The sequence below is a fragment of the Mesorhizobium sp. M0058 genome (assembly GCF_040323095.1).
In the GTDB taxonomy this organism is placed as follows: domain Bacteria; phylum Pseudomonadota; class Alphaproteobacteria; order Rhizobiales; family Rhizobiaceae; genus Mesorhizobium.
The window spans coordinates 296238-314925 of record NZ_JAMYUQ010000001.1 but is presented as its reverse complement, the minus strand read 5'-3'; the positions used below and the strand labels follow the sequence as shown (position 1 = coordinate 314925).

At 62.5% G+C, this 18688-nt stretch carries 18 protein-coding genes and 1 tRNA gene; 8 read left to right on the top strand and 11 right to left on the bottom strand.

Going from position 1 to position 18688, the window contains the following annotated elements:
• Positions 1 to 55: 55 nt before the first annotated feature.
• A complete protein-coding gene (gltB, locus tag NKJ75_RS01605) occupies positions 56 to 4807 on the bottom strand; it encodes a glutamate synthase large subunit (RefSeq protein ID WP_352499069.1) in 4752 nt (1583 codons plus the stop codon).
• A 509-nt stretch (positions 4808 to 5316) separates the two neighbouring features.
• Between gltB and NKJ75_RS01600 the strand changes: the two genes are divergently transcribed.
• Positions 5317 to 6366, top strand: a complete 1050-nt coding sequence (locus NKJ75_RS01600; RefSeq protein WP_352499068.1) for a threonine aldolase family protein — start codon at positions 5317 to 5319, stop codon at positions 6364 to 6366.
• An 18-nt stretch (positions 6367 to 6384) separates the two neighbouring features.
• A complete protein-coding gene (locus NKJ75_RS01595) occupies positions 6385 to 7281 on the top strand; it encodes an MBL fold metallo-hydrolase (protein WP_352499067.1) in 897 nt (298 codons plus the stop codon).
• Here NKJ75_RS01595 and NKJ75_RS01590 read toward each other — a convergent pair.
• Together NKJ75_RS01590 and NKJ75_RS01585 are read right to left on the bottom strand one after the other, a co-directional pair.
• Complete coding sequence (locus NKJ75_RS01590; protein ID WP_352499066.1) at positions 7278 to 8042, bottom strand: sulfite exporter TauE/SafE family protein; 765 nt, start codon at positions 8040 to 8042, stop codon at positions 7278 to 7280. The two genes, NKJ75_RS01595 and NKJ75_RS01590, sit on opposite strands and share 4 nt — an antisense overlap.
• Before the next feature lie 157 nt (positions 8043 to 8199).
• Positions 8200 to 8667, bottom strand: a complete 468-nt coding sequence (locus tag NKJ75_RS01585; RefSeq protein WP_023671202.1) for an Hsp20 family protein — start codon at positions 8665 to 8667, stop codon at positions 8200 to 8202.
• A 458-nt stretch (positions 8668 to 9125) separates the two neighbouring features.
• Between NKJ75_RS01585 and NKJ75_RS01580 the strand changes: the two genes are divergently transcribed.
• The 4 genes from NKJ75_RS01580 (at position 9126) to NKJ75_RS01565 (ending at position 11617) form a co-directional block, all read left to right on the top strand.
• A complete protein-coding gene (locus NKJ75_RS01580) occupies positions 9126 to 10085 on the top strand; it encodes an alpha/beta fold hydrolase (RefSeq protein WP_023686420.1) in 960 nt (319 codons plus the stop codon).
• A 161-nt stretch (positions 10086 to 10246) separates the two neighbouring features.
• Positions 10247 to 10417, top strand: a complete 171-nt coding sequence (locus tag NKJ75_RS01575) for a hypothetical protein (RefSeq protein ID WP_023683236.1) — start codon at positions 10247 to 10249, stop codon at positions 10415 to 10417.
• Between the two features lie 3 nt (positions 10418 to 10420).
• Positions 10421 to 10660 (top strand): DUF1127 domain-containing protein, encoded by a 240-nt coding sequence (locus tag NKJ75_RS01570; RefSeq protein WP_023686421.1) that lies wholly within the window; start codon positions 10421 to 10423, stop codon positions 10658 to 10660.
• 126 nt (positions 10661 to 10786) lie between these two features.
• Entirely contained in the window at positions 10787 to 11617 is an 831-nt protein-coding gene (locus NKJ75_RS01565; protein ID WP_023755027.1) for a helix-turn-helix domain-containing protein, read from the top strand.
• A 12-nt stretch (positions 11618 to 11629) separates the two neighbouring features.
• Here the strand turns inward: NKJ75_RS01565 and hisN are convergent, their stop codons facing one another.
• Both hisN and NKJ75_RS01555 read right to left on the bottom strand, forming a co-directional pair.
• Positions 11630 to 12403, bottom strand: a complete 774-nt coding sequence (gene hisN / locus NKJ75_RS01560; RefSeq protein WP_023671197.1) for a histidinol-phosphatase — start codon at positions 12401 to 12403, stop codon at positions 11630 to 11632.
• Between the two features lie 337 nt (positions 12404 to 12740).
• Positions 12741 to 13682 (bottom strand): N-formylglutamate amidohydrolase, encoded by a 942-nt coding sequence (locus tag NKJ75_RS01555; protein WP_023704024.1) that lies wholly within the window; start codon positions 13680 to 13682, stop codon positions 12741 to 12743.
• A 164-nt stretch (positions 13683 to 13846) separates the two neighbouring features.
• Between NKJ75_RS01555 and cpdR the strand changes: the two genes are divergently transcribed.
• Positions 13847 to 14209, top strand: a complete 363-nt coding sequence (gene cpdR / locus NKJ75_RS01550; protein WP_023671195.1) for a cell cycle two-component system response regulator CpdR — start codon at positions 13847 to 13849, stop codon at positions 14207 to 14209.
• 115 nt (positions 14210 to 14324) lie between these two features.
• Positions 14325 to 14399 (top strand) — tRNA-Val (locus NKJ75_RS01545).
• A gap of 107 nt (positions 14400 to 14506) precedes the next feature.
• On the opposite strand, the gene NKJ75_RS01540 is transcribed toward NKJ75_RS01545, so the two are convergent.
• From NKJ75_RS01540 to gmd, 6 genes are all read right to left on the bottom strand, one after another.
• The gene (locus NKJ75_RS01540; RefSeq protein WP_031197745.1) at positions 14507 to 14794 is read right to left on the bottom strand and encodes a DUF982 domain-containing protein; all 288 of its coding nucleotides are present in this window, start codon (positions 14792 to 14794) and stop codon (positions 14507 to 14509) included.
• Between the two features lie 115 nt (positions 14795 to 14909).
• Positions 14910 to 15215, bottom strand: a complete 306-nt coding sequence (locus NKJ75_RS01535) for a DUF982 domain-containing protein (RefSeq protein WP_023701027.1) — start codon at positions 15213 to 15215, stop codon at positions 14910 to 14912.
• Between the two features lie 181 nt (positions 15216 to 15396).
• Entirely contained in the window at positions 15397 to 15861 is a 465-nt protein-coding gene (locus NKJ75_RS01530) for an Hsp20 family protein (protein WP_023671192.1), read from the bottom strand.
• A 406-nt stretch (positions 15862 to 16267) separates the two neighbouring features.
• The gene (locus NKJ75_RS01525; protein ID WP_081732499.1) at positions 16268 to 16474 is read right to left on the bottom strand and encodes a hypothetical protein; all 207 of its coding nucleotides are present in this window, start codon (positions 16472 to 16474) and stop codon (positions 16268 to 16270) included.
• An 81-nt stretch (positions 16475 to 16555) separates the two neighbouring features.
• Positions 16556 to 17524: a GDP-L-fucose synthase gene (gene fcl / locus NKJ75_RS01520; RefSeq protein WP_352499065.1), complete on the bottom strand. Its 969-nt coding sequence runs from the start codon at positions 17522 to 17524 to the stop codon at positions 16556 to 16558.
• Positions 17525 to 17533: 9 nt separating this feature from the next.
• On the bottom strand, positions 17534 to 18604 hold the full coding sequence (gmd, locus tag NKJ75_RS01515; RefSeq protein WP_023686427.1) for a GDP-mannose 4,6-dehydratase: 1071 nt from the start codon (positions 18602 to 18604) through the stop codon (positions 17534 to 17536).
• Positions 18605 to 18688: the final 84 nt, after the last annotated feature.

Genomic DNA, 18688 nt, shown 5'->3' with positions numbered 1-18688 from the left:
AACTGTCGCTGAAAGTTCCGCCGGGAAGCCTGCGCCTCCCGGCAAGTCGAAAAACCTATTCCGCCGCCACGCCCATGCGCATGCGTTCCATCTCGATCAGCGCGCGGCGGTATTCGACCGGCATGATCTTGCGGAATTTCGGCCGGAAGGTCGTCCAGTCGTCGAGTATCTCGCGGCCGCGTACCGAACCGGTGAAATGGACGTGGTTCGAGATAAGCTGGTAAAGCCGTTCCTCGTCATGGGTGGTCATGTCGCCCGAGACGTCGACGCGACCCTTGTGGTCGAGGTCACCGCCATGATGCAGCAGCCTTTCCATCAGATCGTCTTCTTCCGGAACCGGCTCCAGCTCGACCATCGCCATGTTGCAGCGCGCGGCGAAATCGCCGGCCTCATCCAGAACATAGGCCACGCCGCCCGACATGCCGGCAGCGAAGTTGCGACCGGTCTGGCCGATGACGACGACGATGCCGCCGGTCATGTATTCGCAGCCATGATCGCCGACGCCTTCAACGACGGCGGCGACGCCCGAATTGCGCACCGCGAAGCGCTCGCCGGCGACACCTGCGAAATAGGCCTCGCCCTCGGTCGCGCCATAGAGGACGGTGTTGCCGACGATGATCGATTCCGCCGCGACGATCCTGGACTCCTCCGGCGGCCGGATGACGATGCGTCCGCCCGACAGGCCCTTGCCGACATAGTCGTTGGCCGCACCGACGAGATCGAACGAGATGCCGCGCGCCAGGAAGGCGCCGAACGACTGGCCGGCGGTGCCGGTCAGCTTCACCTGGATCGTGTCCTCGCGCAGGCCCTTGTGCCTGAAGCGCTTGGCGACTTCGCCCGACAGCATGGCGCCCGTGGAGCGATCGACATTGCGGATGTCGACCTCGATCTTGACCGGCTGCTTGCTTTCGAGCGCGGGCTTCGCCAGTTCGATCAGCTTGCGATCGAGTACATCGTCGATCGGGTGTTTCTGCCGTTCGGTCCAGTGCACCGCCTCATGCGGCGCGTCCGGCTTGAAGAACATCTTGCCGAAATCGAGCCCACGCGCCTTCCAATGCTGGATCATCTCGCGCTTTTCCAGCAGGTCGCTGTCGCCGATGATCTGGTCGATATGGGTGTAGCCCATCTCGGCCAGCAGCCCCCTCACCTCTTCCGCAACATAGAAGAAGAAGTTGATGACATGCTCGGGCGTGCCCTTGAAACGCTTGCGCAGAACCGGATCCTGCGTCGCGACGCCGACCGGGCAGGTGTTCAAGTGGCACTTGCGCATCATGATGCAGCCGGCCGCGATCAGCGGCGCGGTCGAGAAGCCGAACTCGTCGGCACCGAGCAGCGCACCGATGATGACGTCGCGCCCCGTGCGCAAGCCACCATCGACCTGCAGTGCAACGCGCGAGCGCAGCCCGTTCAGCACCAGCGTCTGGTGCGTCTCGGCAAGGCCCATTTCCCATGGACTGCCGGCATGCTTGAGCGAGGTCAGCGGCGACGCGCCGGTGCCGCCATCATAGCCGGAGATGGTGATGTGGTCGGCGCGCGCCTTGGCGACGCCCGCCGCAACCGTACCGACACCGACTTCCGACACCAGCTTTACCGAGACGTCGGCCGCCGGGTTGACGTTCTTCAGATCGTAAATCAGCTGCGCCAGATCCTCGATCGAATAGATGTCGTGATGCGGCGGCGGCGAGATCAGGCCGACGCCGGGCGTCGAGTGCCGGACCTTCGCAATGGTCGCGTCGACCTTGTGGCCGGGCAGCTGGCCGCCCTCACCGGGCTTGGCGCCCTGCGCGACCTTGATCTGCATGACATCGGAATTGACGAGATACTCGGCGGTGACGCCAAACCGCCCCGAGGCGACCTGCTTGATCGCCGAACGTTCGGGGTTCTTGCCGCCGCCGGGCAGCGGCAGATAGCGGTCGGCCTCTTCGCCGCCCTCGCCGGTGTTCGACTTGCCGCCGATCTGGTTCATGGCGCGCGCCAGCGTCGTGTGTGCCTCGCGCGAGATCGAGCCGAACGACATCGCCCCTGTCGAGAAGCGCTTGACGATATCGGCCGCCGACATCACGTCCTCTATCGCCACCTTCTTGCGGCCGGTCTCTTCCGCAAGCTTGATCCTGAACAGGCCGCGTATGGTCTGGGCACGGGCCGTCTCGCTGTCGATCTGCGCGGAATACTCCTTGAACGTCTCCCACGAGCCCTGGCGCACGGCGTGCTGCAAGGTGGCGACGGCGTCGGGCGACCACATATGGGCTTCGCCGCGCATGCGGTACATGTACTCGCCGCCGACCTCGAGGCTGTTGCGCAGCACCGGATCGTTGCCGAAACCGTCGGTGTGGCGGCTGAGCGTCTCAGCCGCGACCTCGTCCAGGCCGACACCTTCGATCAGCGTCGCTGTGCCGGTGAAGTACTTGTCGACGAAATCCGACTTCAGCCCGATGGCGTCGAATATCTGCGCGCCGCAATAGGACTGGTAGGTGGAGATGCCCATCTTCGACATCACCTTGAGGATGCCCTTGCCGATCGACTTGATGTAGCGCGAGACCACCTCGTAGGCGTCGACCTCCGCCGGCAGTTCGCCACGCTTGTGCATGTCGAGCAGCGTGTCGAAGGCAAGGTAGGGGTTGATCGCCTCGGCGCCGTAGCCGGCGAGACAGCAGAAATGATGCACTTCGCGCGGCTCGCCGGATTCGACGACCAGGCCGACCGCGGTGCGCAGACCCTTGCGGATCAGGTGGTGGTGCACCGCAGCCGTCGCCAGCAGTGCCGGAATGGCGATACGGTCGGGACCGACCTGGCGGTCGGACAGGATGATGATGTTGTAGCCGCCGGCAACGGCCGCCTCGGCGCGCTCGCACAGACGCTCGACGGCGCCCTGCATGCCGGCCGCGCCCTCGCTCGACCCGTAGGTGATGTCGATGGTCTTGGTGTCGAAACGGTCCTCTGTGTGGCCGATCGAGCGGATCTTTTCCAGATCGCCATTGGTCAGGATCGGCTGGCGCACTTCGAGCCGCTTGCGGCGCGAATTGCCGACCAGGTCGAAGATGTTCGGCCGCGGCCCGATGAACGACACCAGGCTCATCACCAGCTCCTCGCGGATCGGGTCGATCGGCGGGTTGGTGACCTGGGCGAAATTCTGTTTGAAATAGGTGTAGAGCAGCTTCGACTTGTCCGACATCGCCGAGATCGGCGTGTCGGTGCCCATCGAACCCACGGCTTCCTGGCCGGTGGTCGCCATCGGCGACATCAACAGCTTGGTGTCTTCCTGCGTGTAGCCGAAAGCCTGCTGGCGATCGAGCAGGCTGACATCCTTGCGCAGCGCGCGCGGCTCGACCGGCTTCAGATCCTCGAGGATCAGCTGCGTGTTGTTAAGCCAAGTCTTGTAGGGATGCCTGGTGGCGATCTCCGACTTGATCTCCTCGTCGGAAATGATGCGGCCCTTGGCGAGGTCGATCAGAAGCATGCGGCCGGGCTGCAGCCGCCACTTCTTGACGATCCTCTCCTCCGGCACCGGCAGCACGCCGGCCTCTGACGCCATGATGACGCGGTCGTCGTCGGTGACGATGTAGCGCGCCGGCCGCAGCCCGTTGCGGTCGAGCGTGGCGCCGATCTGGCGGCCGTCGGTGAAGGCGACCGCGGCCGGCCCGTCCCACGGCTCCATCAGGGCTGCATGGTATTCGTAGAAAGCCTTGCGGTCGGCATCCATCAGCTTGTTGCCGGCCCAGGCTTCGGGGATCAGCATCATCATGGCATGGCTGAGGCTGTAGCCGCCCTGGAACAGGAACTCGAGCGCATTGTCGAAGCACGCCGTGTCGGACTGGCCGTCATAGGAGATCGGCCACAGCTTCGAGATGTTGTTGCCGAACAGTTCGGAATCGACCGAGGCCTGGCGCGCCGCCATCCAGTTGTTGTTGCCGCGCACCGTGTTGATCTCGCCATTATGCGCGACCATGCGGTAGGGGTGCGCCAGCTTCCAGGACGGGAAGGTGTTGGTCGAGAAGCGCTGGTGGACGAGGATCAGCGCGGTCTCGAAACGCGGATCCGACAAATCCTTGTAATAGGCGCCGACCTGGTAGGCCAGGAACATGCCCTTGTAGACAATGGTACGCGCCGATAGCGACACACAGTAGGCGCCGATATCCTTGTTGTTGTTCTCGGCGTAGATACGGCCGGAAATCACCTTGCGCAGCAGGTACAGCCTGGCCTCGTATTCCTCGTCATCTGGAATGTCCGATGTGCGGCCGATGAAGACCTGGCGATGGAACGGTTCGGAGGCCGCAATATCGGGCACCTTCGACAGCGATGAATTGTCGACTGGCACGTCGCGAAAGCCTAAAAGCGGCAGCCCTTCTGACAGCGCCGATTCGGCGATGATCTCTTCGATATGGGCGCGCAGTGCCGCATCCTGCGGCATGAACCAGTGGCCGACGCCGTATTGGCCTGCCGCCGGCAGTTCGACGCCCTGGGCCGCCATCTCTTCGCGGAAGAAATGATCGGGAACCTGCACCAGCACGCCGGCGCCGTCGCCCATCAGCGGATCGGCGCCGACAGCGCCGCGATGCGTCAGGTTTTCGAGCACGAAGAGCCCGTCCTTGACGATCTGGTGCGACTTCACGTTCTTCATGTTGACGATGAAGCCGACGCCGCACGCGTCATGCTCGTTGCGCGGATCGTAGAGACCCTGCGCGGCCATACCGTTGCCGGTCAGGCCGTTGGTGGTTCGGCCTTCTTTGGTCAGAACGGTATTTTTAACGGCTGCCGCTTTCGTCTGCGCGGCCTGGCCGATAATCGCAGATGGCGTCAGTTCCGTCATCGTCCTGTCCTCCGATCCGGCCCCTTGCACGTCTAGCATTTGGGGCGCTGGTCTACCTTGGGAAGCGACTGGCTTCCGCTCTCATTCTTGCGGCACGTCTTTTCGAAATCCTTGGCGGACCGTGCGGTGCACCGCCGGTTCGTATCCGGTATCGTACAGGCCACAGCCGAGCCGTCTACCCGTCGCTCGCGGCAACGGCCGGAGTGGCCCAAATGATACGCCAATCCAGCCTGACTTGTGCGACAAAATAAGACAGCACTACTGTCCTAAATTTTTATGGCAGAAATCCTGGGCGCACACAAGACCGATTCACCAAATTCTTGGACGTTTGGCGACAGAAAATTACGTCGGGCGCTGTTGAAACGAAATTTCGGTCCCGGCACTCCTTCGTGATCGCCTTTGGCTTTACCGCTTTTTCAGCCCTTGGCCCTTGCGCGTCAAACCCCGAAACGGCCATGGTCGCGCTCTTGTCGCAACCAGACTTTCTCAACCAGGCAGGGACTTTCCTGATGTTCTTTGCATCCGACAACTGGGCGGGCGTCCATTCCAACATTGCCGCCGGGCTGTCAGCCAATGCTGGCGGCTTTTCGACCGCCTATGGCGATGGCGATCTCGACCGGGCCGTCTACCAGCGTTTCAGCGAGATCTTCGAACGCGAGGTCGCGGTGTTCTTCGTCGCTACCGGCACGGCGGCCAACTCGCTGTCCCTGGCCGCTTACAACAAGCCCGGCGGCATTTCCTTTGCGCACCGCGAATCGCACATCATCGAGGACGAATGCGGCGCGCCGGAATATTTCAGCGGCGGCTCGCGTCTCCATGCTGTCGACGGCGCCCTGGGCAAGATCGATCCGCACAATCTTGAACGCGCCGTCGCCCGTTTCGCACCCGAAATCGTCCATTGGGGACGCCCGACGGCCGTCTCGATCACCCAATCGACCGAAGTCGGCACAGTGTACGGGCTCGACGACATTTCCACCATTTCGGAGATCGCCAAACGCTTTTCCCTGCCGCTGCATATGGACGGCGCCCGTTTTGCCAACGCATTGGTCGCGCTTGAGACGACGCCGGCCGAAATGACCTGGAAGCGCGGCGTCGACATCGTCTCGTTCGGCGGCACCAAGAACGGCTGCTGGTGCGCCGAAGCGGTGGTGCTGTTCGATCTAGACCGCGCCAAGGAGTTGTCCTTCCTGCGCAAGCGCGCCGCACAGCTGTTCTCCAAGTCGCGCTTCATCGCAGCGCAGTTCGACGCCTACTTCACGGACGGCCTGTGGCTGGACACGGCCCGTCATGCCAATGCCATGGCCGCGCGCCTGGCGGCTGCGATCGAGGATTCGGCAACGGCGAAGCTCGCCTGGTTGCCGCAGGCCAACGAGGTGTTCGCGGTGATGAAAAAGGCGGAAGCCGAAAGGCTGCAATCCGTCGGCGCAGCCTTTTACGACTGGCACAGGCCGCACGGCTTCGACGGCCATGTCGGCGAGGACGACTTGCTCTATCGCTTCGTCACCAGCTTTGCCACGACTTCAGATGAGGTCGATCGCTTCGGCCAGATGATCGCCTGAACCCGCGAGACCGCGCCAATGACAAAGCCACCTCTCGGCTCAACCATGCGGCTGGTTCGCCCGGCGCCAAACGTGCTCGGCTTCTACGATGGCCGCGTTGACGGCGTTCGCGCCTGGTCGGACGAGCCGAACTGGCTGGACGACGGCGCCTATGCCCTCGGCATCTGCACCTATGCGATCGTCGATGGTTCGCAGGCACTTGTCTACGACACGCATATTTCGCTGCCTCACGCGCGCTTCATCAGGCAGACGCTCGAAGACATGGGCGCAACATCGATCCGGGTCGTGCTCAGCCACTGGCATGACGATCATATTGCCGGCAATGAGGTGTTTCAGGATTGCGAGATTATCGCCAACACGCTCACCGCCTCGGCGCTCGCGAACAACCGGGCTGAGATCGAAAGCGGTGTTCCACCGATCAAGCCTCTCGTGCTGCCGAACAGGACCTTCGCAGGCAGTCTTGACCTCGCCGTTGGATCGATCGCCGTCGAACTGCGTCAGGTCGAAATCCACAGCCATGACGGCACGGTGCTGTTCATGCCCGAAACCGGCCTGCTCCTGGCGGGCGACACGCTCGAGGATCCGATCACCTATGTCAGCGAGGCGGATCGGCTGGCGCAACATCTGGTCGATCTCGAACGCATGAGCGGGTGGCCGATAGACCGCATCTTGCCCAATCACGGCTCGGTCGAAGCGATTGAGCGAGGCGGCTACGACAAAGGCCTCATCGCCGCCACGCAAGCCTACGTTCAAAAACTGCTTCGCTGCCGGCGTGAGCCTGATCTTGCGAAGCAGGATCTGAAAACCTTCGGCGCCGACATATTCGCCACGGGCGCGGTCGAGTACTTCGCGCTGTACGAGCCCGTCCACCGGCAAAACATCGAGGCCGTTCTCGCAACCGGCACCGGTGGCTAAGCAAGGAAAGGCCGCGCCAAAAGCTCGAGGCCAAGCAAGATCAGGAAAACAAGAAACCAGCGCCGGAAGGTCGCCGGGCTGATCCGCTGCCGGAGCAACTGTCCGAGCCACATGCCGAGCAAGGCCGGCGCAACCGCCAGCGACGACATGGCGACATGCCCGACCTGGAACGCGCCGTGCGAGGCAAGGCCGGCAGCGAGCGCGATCGTCGACACGGTGAAGGACAGGCCGAGCGCCTGGATCAGATCGTCACGGCTCAAGCCCAGCGCCTGAATGTAAGGTACAGCGGGCACGACGAACACGCCGGTGCCGCCGGTGACGATGCCGGTAAGGAAACCGACGATGGGCGACGACCAGCGCTCGGCTGACGCGGGAACCGTCAACTGCCGCTCCAGCAGCGTATAGACGGCATAGACGATCAGCGCCGCCCCGAGGCCGGCCGTCGTCCATTTGACATTGTCGCTGGCCAGCAGCCATGAGCCGGCCAGCGTGCCGGCGACGATGCCGACCATCATCAGCCACAGCCGCCTGAGGATCCATCCGAAGCTCGGGCCGGCAAACAGCTGCCAGATATTGGTGACGAAGGACGGCACGATCAGCAGCGAAGCCGCGGCGACCGGCGGCATGATTGTGCCCAGCAGCCCCATCGCCAACGTCGGCAGTCCCATACCGGTAACGCCCTTGACGATGCCGGCCAGCAGGAAGGTCACCGCAATGGTTGCCGTTAGGGCCAGGGAAAAATCAGCCGAAAGATCAGACATCGCCCTTCATGGGAAGACGGCGCCCGCCGCAAAAGAGCCAGAACTCTTCGGTTGGGGTGACAGAGGCTGCGGCGAAAAAAAGCGGCGCCTCGCGGCGCCGCTTTCGTCTCGGGAGGAGACGCTTTCAACCTTGGGCGTTGTGACGCCGCCGTCTTGATCACGCGGCGTTCTTGGCCTCGATCTGCTTGGCGTTGGCCGAAGAGGCGGTAATCGCGATCTTGCGCGGCTTCAGCTCCTCGGGGATGTTGCGCTTAAGGTCGACGAAAAGCAGGCCGTTCTTCAGGGTGGCGCCGACGACCTCGACATGGTCGGCAAGCTGGAAGCGGCGCTCGAACGAACGCGAGGCAATGCCGCGGTAGAGCAGCTCGGAGCCTTCGCCATTGCCCTCTTCCTTGCGCTCACCCTTGACGGTCAGCACGTTGCGGTGGGCTTCGATCGAAATCTCTTCGTCCGAGAAGCCGGCAACCGCCATCGAGATGCGATAGGCGTCCTCGCCGGTGCGCTCGATGTTGTAGGGCGGATAGGTCTGCGCGCCATCGGGCTGGGCCAGCGAGTCGAGCATGGTGAACAGGCGGTCGAAGCCGACGGTCGAGCGATAGAGCGGGGAAAAATCAACGTGACGCATGAGGTGTTCTCCTGTTGAGCAACATGTTTGCGTGTGGCCGGTGCGAAACCCTGGAAAGGCGTTTCGGGTGGACCAGCAGCCCCGACATCGGCGGCTGCATCCGACATTTGGGGAGCGCAAAAGCGCATTTCAAGGATTTTTGAAGAGCGCCAATCGAGGCGTCGATGAACGGCAGATGAACCGCTGCTTCGGCGCCCGTTCAGCCGGCCGGCGCTAGAGTGCCCCCAGGATAAAGAACCAGGCGGCGCCGGATGAAAGCGCCGCGACGAGGCCGACCGGGTGTAACGTCCCTTCCTCCCGGATCGACAGAGGCCGGAAGCACGCCGCCGCAGGCTGCTTCCGGCCTTGCTTGTCGTTCGTCCGCCCCCTTGGCGTCCTCCCTTTGCTTTTCATCCATTGGCGTCTATCACCATGCCGACGCCCTGCCGGGTGAGACACCACGAAGACGCAAGCGCCTAATGACGGATCTCTTCCATCCCACGCCAGGCAATCCGCCGCCGCAAAATGTCGCCGGCGGCTTTTTCACCACGCGCGACGGCAAGAAGATCCGCTACGGCCTGTTTGCCGCGATCACCCGGCCGCTGAAAGGCACCGTCGTGCTGCTGCCCGGCCGCAACGAGTGCATCGAGAAGTATTTCGAAACCATCCGCAACCTGACCGACCGCGGCCTCGGCGTCGCCACGCTCGACTGGCGCGGCCAGGGCGATTCCGACCGGCTGATCGCCGATCCGCAACGCGGCTATGTCCGCTCTTTCTACGATTACACCGGCGACCTCGAACAGTTCTTCGAGGACATCGTGCTGCCCGACTGCCGCGGCCCGTATTACATCCTCGCCCATTCGATGGGCGCCGTGATCGCGCTGCTCGCGGCGCCGTCGATGGTCAACCGGGTGCGTCGCATGGTGCTGATTGCGCCTTTCCTGACGGTGCCCGACTCGCCCGTGTCGGCAAAAACCGCGCGCCGCGTCTGCTCGATATTGTGCTTTCTCGGCCTCGGCCGGCTCTACGCCGCCTGGGGTCCGCGTCCCAGGGAAACCCTGCCCTTCGCCCTCAACAAGGTGACATCGGACCCCGGGCGCTATCAGCGCAACACGAAAATCTACGAGCACTATCCGCAACTGGCGCTCGGCGGGCCGACGATCCGCTGGCTGCAGGCGGCAATCAAGGCAGGCGAAGCCATCAGTGAGCCCGACTTCATGGCCAGGATCCAGGTGCCGCTGCTGATGATCGCCGCCGGCGCCGATCAGGTCGTCTCGACCAAGGCCGTGGAAGCCTATGCCAGGCGTCTGCGCCTCGGCTCGCTGCTGATGATCGATGGCTCGAAACACGAGATCCTGCAGGAGGCCGATGTCTATCGCGAGCAGTTGCTCGCCGCCTTCGACGCCTTCATACCCGGCAACGACGACCCAACAGCCTGATGCCGCCGGCGCTGCATGTTGCGGCGCCTTGAGCTTGCGCCTGCTGACAGCCTTCTGTCAGGAGCAGCGCCGGCAGCACCCAAAGAGCTAAAGATTCTGACAGCCGGTGCCGCCCCGGAATGCTCATCTCTCCGCATACTGAACGCCAAGGGGATGACGTCATGACCGAGAAAACCTGCGCTGCCTGCGATTGCCAGCTGGACGCCAACCCGATCCGCGTCAAGGTCGGCGGCAAGACCGTCGAGGTCTGCTGCGAGGAATGCGCGATTGCGCTGAACGAAGCCGGCGCCTCAGTGGCCGGCGCATCAGTGGCCGGCAACGGGGAAGCCTGAGCGATGCGCCCCGATCATGCAGCGGCGGCGCAATGCCTCGCACATCAGCCGACAACTCAAACCGCGACGTTCCGGCGGTCCTTGCGGACACAAGGCATCGCGGCGGCCAACTGGATCGGCCGTCAACTGGAAAGGCGCCGAAGCCGCCTTGCCTTGCTCGAAATGACCGACGAACAGCTCAAGGACATCGGCCTGTCGCGCAGCGACGCTCACTGCGAATACATGCGCCGTTTGTGGGACTGAGCCATGGCCGTTACGAAGGGCCCGACAGGTGAAGTCTCCTGACAGGTTTGGACAAGCCAATCGCCTAATGTGCCGGAGCAGCTTTCGGCGCAAGGGTAGAATGCAACGGCCATGTCTCAGCTCACCATGTCGCAGTTCACGGTACAGACGCTTCTGGACACCGGCACCGTCAGGGTGAGGGATGTCCTCTGCAGCGGCGAATGCCGGCACAAGAGCGAAAAAGAGTGCACCGCTGCCACGCATCTTGTGTTTCCCTATCGCGGCGTCTTCGTGCGCCATGTCGGCCGCAACGATGCGGTCGCCGAAGCCAACCAGTTGTTGTTCTTCAACAACGCCGAAGGCTACCGGATCAGCCATCCCGTCGAGGGTGGCGATTCCTGCCTCGATCTCGTTATCGAGGAGGCGCAACTGCAGGAGTTGACGCCGAAGGAGCAGTTGCGCTCGGGCAGCGCCGTGGCGTTTCGTCGTCAGCGCCGCCGCATCGACCCGCGGGCTCAGGCGCTGGTGGCGGTGCTGCGCCACAGCCTGAGCCGCAACATTGCCGAAACGCTGGAGGCCGAAACCCTGGCGCTGACGCTGGTGCGGCGCTCCCTCGGCGAGCGCACCTCGCATGCCGCTGGCGCCAGCGCTGGCCGGCAGAAGCTGGTCGATCGCGCCAAGCTCGTCCTGTCCTCGGATCTTTCGCGGCGCTGGACGCTGGCCGAGATCGCCGCTGAAGTCGGGGTATCACCGGTTTATCTCACGCAGGTTTTCCAGCAGGTCGAGGCGATGCCGCTCTATCGCTACCATCTGCGCCTGCGGCTGGCGCGCGCGCTCGACCTGCTTGGCCGCTACGACAATCTGACCACGCTCGGCCTGGACCTCGGCTTCTCCAGCCACAGCCATTTCAGCTCAGCGTTCAGGCAGGTCTACGGGCGAACGCCGGCGGAATTCCAGCGCTCGATCAAGCCGCGCTGATCGGGTCGACTATCAGCCCCGCAGGGCTGCCATTGCAGCCGCATGAAGCTCCGGCGTTGCGGCGGCCAGGATGTCGCCGCCCTTTTCCGCCGGACCGCCCTCGAATGTGGTGACCACGCCGCCGGCCTTTTCGATGATCGGGATCAGCGCCACGATGTCGTAGGGTTTCAATCCGGGATCGGCGACGATGTCGACGCTGCCGGACGCGATCATGGCAAAGGCGTAGCAATCGGCTCCGTAGCGGGCGAGCTGGATCTGTTTCTCGAACGCGTCGTAGCGGGTGCGCGCCTCGCCCTTGAAAAGCGCCGGCGTGGTGGTGAACAAGGTCGCCTCGTCAAGCTTCGTCCTCTTGCGGGTCGACAGCTTCCGCGGCCCACCGGGGCCTTCGTAGTGGGAGCCGGAAGCGTTGGCGTAGAACAGCTCGCCGGTGAACGGCTGCGCCATCATGCCGGCGACGGCGTCACCGTCGACCGTCAATCCGACCAGCGTTCCCCACACCGGCAAGCCTGAGATGAAGGCGCGGGTACCATCGATCGGATCGATCACCCAGACATGCCTTGAGGAGATGTTTTCGCTGCCATGTTCTTCGCCAAGGATACCGTGATCGGGATACTCAGCCGAGATCAGCGCCCGAATGGCGCGCTCGGCCTCGCGGTCGGCCTCGGTGACCGGGTCGAAACTGCCTTTTTCCTTGTTGGCCACCGCGCCCTGTGCGCGGAAACGCGGCAAGGTTTCAGCCGCCGCCGCTTGCGCGATCCGGCGCATGAAATCGATGCTGATGTCCACGTGATTCTCCCGCATTACAGAGTGCCAACCCGGTCTGCCGGCACTTTCCCGCCAAAACAAGCCGGTTTATCGATTTATCAGAGACATCAGCGTTGCCGAAATGTCACACATCGGGACCATCGAAACGCATTTCCACATCAGAGTGAATTAAAAAAGCGTGGGATCGATTGACATTTGTGCATCGCACAATAAATTTGTTCTCGGACAGGTTTTCCTGTCCATGCCCTCCTTGGGCGTTTCCTCCCTAGACTTCGACCGTGTCGTGCAAACGATGCGGTCTTTTTTTACGCTGCGGGATGGCCAGCGCGGGATTGCATGAACAGCCGCCGCTCCGGCGTCATTCGGCGGCCAGCGGCAGGTCGATGAAGTGGTGGTCGGGCATCGCCATCAGGTCGGCCGAAAAGCGCGCCATATCGTCGGCCAGCGCATCGAAGCCGGCCGATTTCTGGAACGTCCGCTCATTCATGTAGAGGCCGCGATTGACCTCGATCTGCAGCGCATGCAGGTGGCGCGCCGGCCGGCCGTAATGCTCGGTGATGAAACCGCCTGCATAGGGTTTGTTGTGGGCGACGGTGTAGCCCATGCCGATGAGCAGGCCGATCGCCGTCTCGGTCAGGGCCGCCGTGGCCGAGATGCCGAAACGGTCGCCGACGATGAAATCCGGCCGCAGGCCGCTGTCGCCCACCCTGATGCTCGCCGGCATCGAATGGCAGTCGATCAGCACGGCATAGCCGAACCTGGCATGGGTTCTGGTCAATAGCCGCTTCAGCGTCTCGTGATAGGGTTTGTAGACCGCCTCTATGCGCTGGACGGCCTCCGCCAGCGGCAGACGGCCGGAATAGATGTCGAGCCCCTCGCCCACCAGCTTGGGCACGGTGCCGAGCCCGCCGGCGACACGCGCCGAGCGGATGTTGCAGAAGGACGGCACCGGCTCGGCGAACATGCGCGGGTCGAGTTCCCAGGGTTCGCGGTTGACGTCGAGGTAAGCGCGCGGAAAATTCGCCGCCAGCATCGGCGCGCCCAGCACCACCGCGCTGCCGAACAGCTCGTCGACATAGCAATCCTCGGAGCGGCGGATGGCGTTCCGGTCGAGCCGCGCCATGGCCAGGAAGCGGTCTGGATAATAGCGGCCGCTATGCGGTGAGTTGAAGACGAAGGGAACGCGCTGCTCGGCGCCCGATCGGATTTCGAAGGGTGGAACGACCGAAAAATCTTCGGCTGCCGTCGTCAATTTGAACGAACCCGGAAACAGCAATGCATCATGATGGGAAACTGCCACCTCATCGGCCGCATGTCCAGCATTTCGGCATGTCAGGAACCGCGTCAAATCAGGATTAATGCCGCCAACGTTCACTTGATGTTTACCGTCAGCTCCTCATATACAGGATGGTTAACGGGCTTGCCGGACGGCAGGCTTGGCTGGGGTGATTCGGACGGGACAAGATGGCACGCATTCTGCTGGCGGAAGACGACGACGACATGCGCCGGTTCCTGGTCAAGGCACTGGAGCGGGCCGGCTACCACGTCAGCGATTTCGACAATGGCGCCAGCGCCTACGAGCGGCTGCGCGAAGAACCTTTCTCCCTGCTGCTGACCGATATCGTCATGCCGGAGATGGACGGCATCGAACTCGCCCGCCGCGCCACCGAGATCGATCCCGACCTCAAGGTGATGTTCATCACCGGTTTCGCGGCCGTCGCGCTCAACCCCGATTCCAAGGCGCCGAAAGACGCCAAGGTGCTGTCCAAGCCCTTCCACCTGCGCGATCTCGTCAACGAGGTCGAAAAAATGCTGCAGGCCGCCTGAAGCGCGCACAGTGTGATCTCGCCGCTTCGTCGGCGGCGCGACAAAACGAGCCTTTCTTTCCCTTTTCCGGCTATTGACGCGCTGGACCAAAAATGGTGTATGCGCGGCTTCGGATGGGCGTGTAGCTCAGCGGGAGAGCACTGCATTGACATTGCAGGGGTCACAGGTTCAATCCCTGTCACGCCCACCATCCTTTCGATCACTTGGCCAAGCCCGTTTTTGGCGCACCCCTTCGACAACTTAGCCGGTAAGGCGGCCACCGCTTGTGGCAGCCGCCTCGTTCAAACGCGACGCGCTTTAGACGTGGTGCGGGCTTAGCGTCCTTGAAGGCGCAGGCTCGATGCCGTCCTCCATAAGAATATCCTTCTTGCGAGCGAACGCGACGAAGACGCCTCGTGCTGTCTCGGGTTCCACATCACCAATCAGAGCGGCTTTGCAAGCGCGAATAGCAGCTCTCTGCTCCGGGCTGTTGCCACACCATTCGGATGCGAATTGATAGGCATCTGCGACCGTGTTGAGTTGGCGGGGAAAGCCCAAGCCCACCCACACCCGGACTGGCTTTTCAAAAGGTTTCGATAGCATCATGACCTCCTTTCCTAATGCATGTCACGCAGAAGTGTGCCGCGGGTCTGGGACAACGACATGCATCAAAGCAAAGACTTAAAGCGTGTCGCATGAATCGGTTTCAGCGCGACGCGCTTTAGGCAGTCACTCCTCCGCCTTCGCCACCTCTGCCCATCATCCACGGCATTGTCGTGGATACTTCTTCCTCAAGGATTCTGGCTGCTTTCGCAAAACCGCTGAACGCGTCTCTGGCTGCGGAAAGCGGATAATCGCTATCGAAAGCTCGCTGGCAGGCCCGCAATGCGGTTTGGTGAATGGGGCCGCGCCTGTCCTTCGGCCATTCATAGAGGAACTCCAGAGCGTCCTCGAGACACGTGATTTCCTGAACAAGGTTGTCGCCGCTTTTCACGAAAACGGCGCTGTCAAACATCCGATCGTTCATATGATCCTCCAAATCGAACGAACCATTGAGTTCATGGTTTGCGCGGTCCAGGCCAACTGCGGGCGCGCGACAGATGCGCGCCAGTACGTCCTGCAGTGATCATCTTCGTTTCTCCGCAATCACAGCCTCCCGGCCGAAACCGGGAGGCGGACCCGCAGTTCAAAGTGACAGATCGACAGGATTACGCGGCTTTACGCGCGCGGTCCGTGTCTTGCGTGATCTGAGTGGCGGCCGTCGGCGTGTCGCCCACGCCGATGCTAATGCGGCGCGGCTTCAGCTCTTCGGGAATCTCACGGACGATGTCGATCGAGAGGAGGCCATTCTCCAGTTTGGCTGCCTTGATCTTCATGTGGTCGGCAAGCTTGAACGTCTGCCTGAAACTGCGATAGGCGATGCCCTGGTGCAGCAGCTGGCGTCCGCTCTGATCATCAGCCTTCTGGCCTACCACGACCAGTTCGGGTCCATGCTGGGTCAGCTCAACCTCATCCTGGCTGAAGCCTGCGATGGCCATCGAGATACGGTAATCGTTCTCGTCGACCTTCTCGATGTTATAGGGCGGCCAGTCTGGACGCGTGCCGCTGTCGAGCATGTCGAAAAGCCGGTCGAAACCGACGGTGGTCCGATAGAGGGTATCAAAGGTTCTCATAGCCACATCCTCCTTGAAGCAACATGGGTACAAGGACGCCGCCCCGTGCGGCGCCGCCATTTTTTGCCGAGCCTTATGGCCTTAGCGGAAATCGAATTAGGAGGCGCCCCAAATGAGTTCAAGAGCATCTCGAATTTTTTTTAGTAGCATCCTCCCATCGACGGAAAGCGAAATCTGAGTTTCTCCAGGACCTTCCCTTCGAACAGTCGAACAGCCCCTTGAAGTACAGATCCGGCGGGAAGTTTTCGCGCGATCTGCGCGACCGCATCGTCTACTGCCCCGCCGTCCCGTTTCGTACTCAAATGCCGGCCAGCAAGGAACCGGGTAGCGGCCTTCCGATCCGTAAATCCACCCTGTCGGAGGGCGAAACGTCCCGGCACGTGCCGGGACGTTTCAGGCTCGCGGATCATTGCGGCCGCGGATCGGGCCTGTCGGGCTTGTCATGAGGGGCGTTGCTGCCTTCACGGCACGGGGTGCCGATGCCGCAGCATTTGCCGTTGTAGGTGACACCGGGCTTGGTCTTCTCGCATTCCCTCGGCGGTGCCGTCTGACACCCTGCCAGCACCGAAACCGCGATGGCGGCGAGAAATGCGTTTCTTGAAGTGATAAACATTGACGTTCTCCTTGATGGACCGTGTTTGCTACACACCGCTTGGTCGCGGGCGGCAGCGAAATGGTTCAAGGAAAATTGGAATCAGGCCGCGCCGAGGCGGACATCACCCTTCTCAACATGGTTGAGAAACCACGCATACGTCTGTTCCAATCCACCGCGAAGCGCGTAGCGCGGGCGCCATCCCGTTGCAAACAGCCGCGAAACATCCATCAACTTGCGCGGCGTGCCATCTGGCTTGGTCGTATCGAAGGCGATATCAGCCTCGACGCCGGCGACCGATGCGACGGTCTGGGCAAGCTCGGCAATGGTGACATCCTCGCCCGAACCGACATTGACGTGGCTGTCGCCGGCATAATTCTTCAACAGCCAGACCAAGGCATCGGCGGCGTCGTCGACATGCAGGAATTCACGCCGTGGCGTGCCCGAGCCCCAGACCTCGAGGCTGTTGCCGCCGCTCAGCGCCAGTGCATGCGCCTTTCGCATCAGGGCCGGCACGACATGGCTGGACTGGAGATCGAAATTGTCGCCAGGACCGTAAAGGTTGGACGGCATCGCCGAGATGTAGTCGACGCCATGCTGGCGCCGATAGGCCTGGCACAGTTTGAGCCCGGCGATCTTGGCGATCGCATACCATTCATTGGTGGGTTCGAGCGGACCGGTCAGCAGCGCGTCTTCCCTGATCGGCTGCGGCGCGAGCTTTGGATAGATGCAGGACGAGCCGAGAAACAAAAGCTTGCCGACCTCGCTGCGAAAGGCGCCGTCAATGACATTGCCCTGCATAACCAGGTTTTGCTGCAGGAAATCGACAGGGAACCGGTCATTGGCCAGGATACCGCCGACTTTGGCGGCCGCCATCACCACCGCATCCGGCCTGTGCTCGGCCATCCAGCGCCGCACCCCTGCCTGGTCGAGCAGGTCGAGCCTGTCGCGCGATACGGTGAGTATCTCGCAGTCCTCGCTCGCCAGCCGGCGCACGACGGCCGAACCGACCATGCCGCGATGCCCGGCGACGAAGACACGCTTGCCTTTCAGATCAAATGTCGCGTCCATGAACCTGCCTCACGCAGAACGGCTGTTCTGCCGCGTGCCGCCGGCGGTGCGCGCCAGATCGGCCTGCACCATTTCCGCCACCAGATCCCTGAAGCCGGTCGTGTGCGACCACCCCAGCCTGGCTTTGGCCTTGGCGGGGTCGCCGAGCAGCAGGTCGACCTCGGTCGGCCGGAAATAGCGCGGATCGATGCGCACCAGGACAGTGCCCGAACCGGCATCGACACCAACTTCATCGACACCCTCGCCTTGCCAGCGGATGGTGCGTCCGGTCTCGGCAAAAGCCAGTTCGACGAATTCGCGCACCGAATGCGCCTCACCGGTCGCCAGCACGAAATCGTCGGCTTCACTGTGCTGCAGAATGCGCCACATGCCCTCCACATAGTCGCGCGCATGGCCCCAGTCACGCTTGGCGTCGAGATTGCCGAGATAGAGCGTGGCCTGAAGGCCGTGATGGATCGAGGCGACGGCCCGCGTGATCTTGCGGGTGACGAAGGTTTCGCCGCGTGTCGGGCTTTCGTGGTTGAACAGGATTCCGTTGGCGGCGAACATGCCGTAAGCCTCGCGGTAGTTGACCGTGATCCAGTAGGCGTAAAGCTTGGCGGCGGCATAGGGCGAGCGCGGATGGAAGGGCGTCGCCTCGCTTTGCGGGACCTCGCGCGCCTTGCCGTAAAGCTCCGACGTCGATGCCTGATAGAAGCGCACCGACTTCTCCAGGCGCAGGATGCGGATCGCCTCGAGCAGCCTGAGTGTTCCCAGCGCATCGGCATTGCCGGTGTATTCCGGCGTCTCGAAACTCACCTGGACATGACTCTGGGCGCCGAGATTGTAGATCTCGCCGGGCTGTGTCTCCTGCACCAGGCGAATAAGGTTGGTCGCGTCGGTCAGGTCGCCATAATGCAGGAAGAAACGCGCACCGCGCTCGTGCGGATCGACATAGATGTCGTCAACGCGCTCGGTGTTGAACGAGGACGAGCGGCGTTTGACGCCATGGACAATATAGCCCTTCTGCAGAAGCAATTCTGCGAGATAGGCCCCGTCCTGCCCGGTTACACCGGTGATGAGCGCCACTTTTTCCGTCATTGCCGCTCCGTCCGCATCCAATCCCGGCAACCGAATACAGATTTGGCGCGAGAACGCAAATCCTCCATACGTGGGATAGGTTTC